The sequence below is a fragment of the Halovenus halobia genome, assembly GCF_051414135.1.
Taxonomy (GTDB): Archaea; Halobacteriota; Halobacteria; order Halobacteriales; family Haloarculaceae; genus Halovenus; species Halovenus halobia.
This window is the reverse complement of record NZ_JBLKOA010000013.1, coordinates 1-4,490: the sequence shown is the minus strand read 5'-3', so window position 1 is coordinate 4,490 and position 4,490 is coordinate 1. Positions and strand designations below refer to the sequence as shown.

At 54.1% G+C, this 4,490-nt stretch carries 2 protein-coding genes and 2 pseudogenes; 2 read left to right on the top strand and 2 right to left on the bottom strand.

The window, feature by feature from the left end:
• Positions 1–119 precede the first annotated feature (119 nt).
• Positions 120–479 (top strand): annotated as a pseudogene (locus ACMGFM_RS16600) (helix-turn-helix domain-containing protein); the annotation flags it as partial.
• Positions 480–675: 196 nt separating this feature from the next.
• On the opposite strand, the gene ACMGFM_RS16595 reads toward ACMGFM_RS16600, so the two are convergent.
• Positions 676–1,371, bottom strand: coding sequence for a DICT sensory domain-containing protein (locus tag ACMGFM_RS16595; RefSeq protein WP_436903803.1), 696 nt, complete (start codon positions 1,369–1,371; stop codon positions 676–678).
• Positions 1,372–2,701: 1,330 nt separating this feature from the next.
• Between ACMGFM_RS16595 and ACMGFM_RS16590 the strand changes: the two genes are divergently transcribed.
• A complete protein-coding gene (locus tag ACMGFM_RS16590) occupies positions 2,702–3,730 on the top strand; it encodes a DUF7537 family lipoprotein (RefSeq protein WP_436903801.1) in 1,029 nt (342 codons plus the stop codon).
• Positions 3,731–4,153: 423 nt separating this feature from the next.
• Here ACMGFM_RS16590 and ACMGFM_RS16585 read toward each other — a convergent pair.
• A pseudogene (locus ACMGFM_RS16585) lies at positions 4,154–4,357 on the bottom strand (CBS domain-containing protein); the annotation flags it as partial.
• Positions 4,358–4,490 lie beyond the last annotated feature (133 nt).

Below are 4,490 nucleotides of genomic sequence, written 5' to 3'. Positions count from 1 at the left end.
TCTGCTGCCGAAAGAACACCGTCCGGTTCAGGGAGCTTTAACACACTTCTGAACCGGACGTCTTCCTCAATCAGAGCGACGCTTCAGTTCCGCTGCTCACGTCGGTTGGGAAGTACCGAGTGTTATTAGACGCAAGCGGAACTGCCGACACGTGGGAACTTGAGTTCAGATTTCCGACTCACGACGCGCTTTCGACCTTTCAGGAGTACTATACCGAGGAGCGCATTCAGGTATCGGTCAAGCGGATCTACAACCCCACTCGACCGGATGCGGGGCCGTGGTACGGATTGACGCCCCCACAGCGCGAAATGCTCACGTACGCGGTGGAGTCCGGATACTATTCGCTGCCGCGGCAAATCTCGACCCAAGAACTCGCAGACACGTTCGATATTTCCGACCAGGCCGTAACCGAACGCCTCCGGCGAGGCATCGACGCTCTGGTGATGAACACACTGTTGGTTAGCGAGCAAGAGGACTGATATCGAGGAGCCCTTTTTGACCGTTCTTGGCCATCACGCTGACAGTCAGTACCGAACCGGTAGTCGGACTGAGCCACGACATGGGTATCTCTGTCCAGAGAGAAGTATCTGGAATGAAGACCCCGTTTTCTACTACTGAGCGACAGCCTCGCTTGGAACACCCTCGAGACACTTGTTTCGAGAGAGATACTGAAACTCAGAATGCGTGTGTCATATAAGACTGGAGGCGGCTGACCTGATCAGGGTCGTACGTCCACAGCCCACGCCAGACGTTGGTGTCGATCTCGACTGCAACCAATGCGACTGGCCCACCCCGGGCGGTATCAGTGTGGCTGCCATCTCCCGGCTGAAAAAGAACAACCCACGACCGGCGGTAGGCTGCTGATAATCCGTCATGTACTGTGACATCGATATCTTCGATTACAGATGGATCATCCCGAATGCCATAGACGTGTGTTTCGACCCCGCTCTCACCGAGACGTTTGTAGATTTGGTGTGTCCCGTATTCGTCGTCAAGCCGGGACAACCGCTGGAACGTCGCATGAAAGCGTCCCCCTTCGGATTCGAGTGCCCGATACTCGATGAACCGGGAGATGAGTACCAGCAACAGCTTTTCTTTGTGTGATTGTGGGTAGCCACGAACGGTAAACTCGACTCCATCCAGACCAGTTAGTACAGCCGGAAAGGCGTCGACCCCGGATTGATTGGTTCCCGTGCGGTAGAGGTCAGAATTGATCATCAAAAAGCTCTGTTCGAGTGCCCGGAACGGTGAGGTTTCGATTACCCTGCCGTCATTGATGAGACAGACGAGATCATCGCTACCCTCCGGTATGTGATGTTCTGCTACTGTGACTGACTGATTCGCAAACGCTTGTGAAAGGAGCGTAGCCATTGGCTCTGGTCTGTTCCGATTATGCAGCAGAAGTGTCTTCCCGGAAGAATCAACCTCATCGATGAAATCCTCAAGTGAATCCGGAATCTGAAGAGCCATATAGAGATGATTGGCCTCAGACGGGAAACAGATGCTACCTGATACACCAAGCCACCGTTTATCCACCGAAGATGCGAACGGGTTAGCGATCTGCATATAGGGTGAGAATTGCGCCGTTCCGGGCATTGGAGATGTTACGCACGCTAAGCAGCCAATACTGATGCTGTACGCTACATCCTGCACAGGGAGACAATAGTGTAGTGGGGCCGTCAGGAGTTGCCAGTTTGAAACCACCGAATACGATTGCCCCACGCCAGAAACGCGTTCGACAACTGAGCGAGCGCCTGCAGCGCCCATATTGGGTTCGCCGTCCGAAATCAGGGTATTCAAGCTCTGTATTTGCGGTTTAGCTTTCTCTGATTGCAATATCTTTGCTTTCGTTCGATGCGTAACCCAGCAAGTGGTTCCCACGGGAGTTCGCGTACGTCTCCATTCGTGCCGACAGTGACACTCAATAGCCGATTAACACAATACTGTCACTTTTTGATAGGTTTCGGGTGCTGAGTACAGAACTTGACTTCAACAGATTTGGTTTCTTCCAAGATATTGAATCAAATGCTCACTCAACTTGCTGATTGAGTGATTTCAGTCAAAAACGGATATTGTATTGATTTGTGTCATGTGGTCGCAGGAGATATCACGGTCGATGATCTACACTGTAATGATTAGGGTGATGTCTCGTCTGGCTGAGAAACTCGAAGGTGTATTTCGACCCTATGACGTCGGATTTCTTCTGGTTGCTAGCTTTGTCATCATGCTTGTTATCGGTACAATGGTGATTCTCTGGTACGCATATGCCTCTCGATACGTTTATGAAAAGCCCTGATTAGTTCTGGGCAGTCTGTCACGGGGATACGACTGTATTGACCAATTCCGACTCCAATTAACCGCGGTTCCCTCGGTGTAAGATACGCGCCCTCTATCCTGGATAATGGGAGAAATATTATTTGGAGTTAACAGGTGTCAGAGTGGTCAGTCTGCAGGGTTAGTGACCTGGAGATTCACTGCTTAAAAGTGGAAAGAAATGAGTATACAGTGAGCGAGTTATTTTACGACCCGGCTTGCTCGATACAGGGAGCGACCCAGGAGGTCCCTGAACACCAGACTGAGCCGACAGTCTGGAACGGTCGGTCATCACACCGCGGTCGACACACGGCCCCGGAGTAGTTGAACCGTCGCGGCATCTCACAGATTCGAAGTATTTGTATGGCGGGAGAGGCGTCGTGATATCATGCGAAGCGGTCTCAAAGTCGTCGCCGTCGCCGTCCTCATCGTATTCGCCGGCTGTACCGGGGTGAACCCGCTTGGGGGCGGCGACTCGGCGAGCGAGCCAAACGACACGGCTGGCACAAATACGCCAGAAAGCGAAGGAGAGACTGATGACTTGGAGATTAGCAACGAAACGTCCCCACCCGGGATGGCTATCAACAACTCAGTAGAAAACGTCTCGGCGCTGTTGGCTTCCCATCACGCTGAACTCCGGTCGCTCGAGTCGTACCGGCTAATCGTGGATAGAGAGCAGCGCAACCGTCGTATCTTCGCCGACATCTCCGTCGACAACCGAGACGAGGAGTACGAGGGCGAGGAGGGCGGCAGTCGCCTCTACTACACCGACGGAGCCGTGTACACACAGACCGATGACGAAACCGTCACGGACCGTGAGGTCGAGTTCCAACGGATTCATCGTGGGGGGACCGAACTCATTGGAATCCTCGAAGGAGTGAACCTGACTGTCGAGAACAGGACTACTATCGACGATACCCCGGTTGTCAGGTATCGCGTCACAGGGTTCGACCGGACTATGCTCACCAACATACAGGACCTGACTGGCTACGTCCGAATCGCGCCCGACGGACTCGTCAGCGAGATATCTCTGGACGTTACTGGCTCCTCCGGTGAGACGCTGAAACAGCACTACGCAATCCTAGGCGTCAACGACACCACCGTCGAGACGCCCGACTGGTTTGAGGAGAATCAGGAGAATCGGGATACTACACAGCCCCAGCTAACCGCATCGTTCGACTTTGTAGAGGACGGCGTCACTATCACCCACCAAGGCGGCGAGTCGGTGTCGTCGCTTCAGGTCCGGTACACCGCCGGCGGCGAGTCGGTAGTTGAGACCTGGGACTCCGAAAGGGACATCACCGTGGGCGCCAGCTACACGACCGAGCGGGCTCCGGACCCCGGCACCGAGGTTCGGGTCATCTGGTCAGAGGGCGACCAGTCGGCAGTTCTCGCGGAGGAGACTGCTCCGGAGTAGCACGCCGAAGCTGGAGTCAACGATACGTTGTAACACTGAACTACCTCGACCGTCCCGCGGTCGTCCCAGCGGTGGACGACCGCCGTTGCGGTGACCAGAGTGCGCTCCCAGCCGCCGAACATCGGGTACGTGCGGTATTACCCGCTCACTGTCCACGGTCGACAGCAAGCGTCAACGGGAAGGCGAATAGCTGATGAAGAAGACGAAAGATATGACTGGGGACTCCTGCGCCACAACGGACCTATCGCCTGTTTCGCTTGTGCATGCCGAATCGAACAGGTATCTCTGGCAAATTCACCTTCGTACTGAACGGATCCAGTAGCAAGCGGGGCAGCCTCTCTTGTGAGATATGCCCCCTGTATTCAGCAACGTCGAATTTATCTCACCACAGCCAGTCACAAGTGAAACGCTGCATACAGAGGCTTAATCGAGTATAGTCGGATCGTCTTGGTCCAGCGGATCCTCGATATCGCCGATGATTGTCTCCAGAAGGTCTGTGACAGTTACCAGTCCGACCACCTCTCCGTCCTCAATGACGAGTGCAAGTTCTTGCCGTTCAGTTTGGAACTGATCGATGGCGTCACTCACGTCGGTATCAGGGGAGAGCGTCATCGTCGATGCTGTCAAATCGGTAAACGTACTATCGGTACTTCCCAATCGAGGGTTCGGAAGCCGAGTTGAATTGGTGTGAGCCGTTCAATCTTGGAACGGTAGCTCTGTGAATCGAAGCATCGGTCTGAACTGAACAGAGACAGCAATG

Bases quoted from the DNA above. Each gene is read 5' to 3' on its own strand.
- ACMGFM_RS16590 (WP_436903801.1), top strand. From the start codon at position 2,702: ATGCGAAGCGGTCTCAAAGTCGTCGCCGTCGCCGTCCTCATCGTATTC.
- ACMGFM_RS16595 (WP_436903803.1), bottom strand. From the start codon at position 1,371: ATGGCTACGCTCCTTTCACAAGCGTTTGCGAATCAGTCAGTCACAGTA.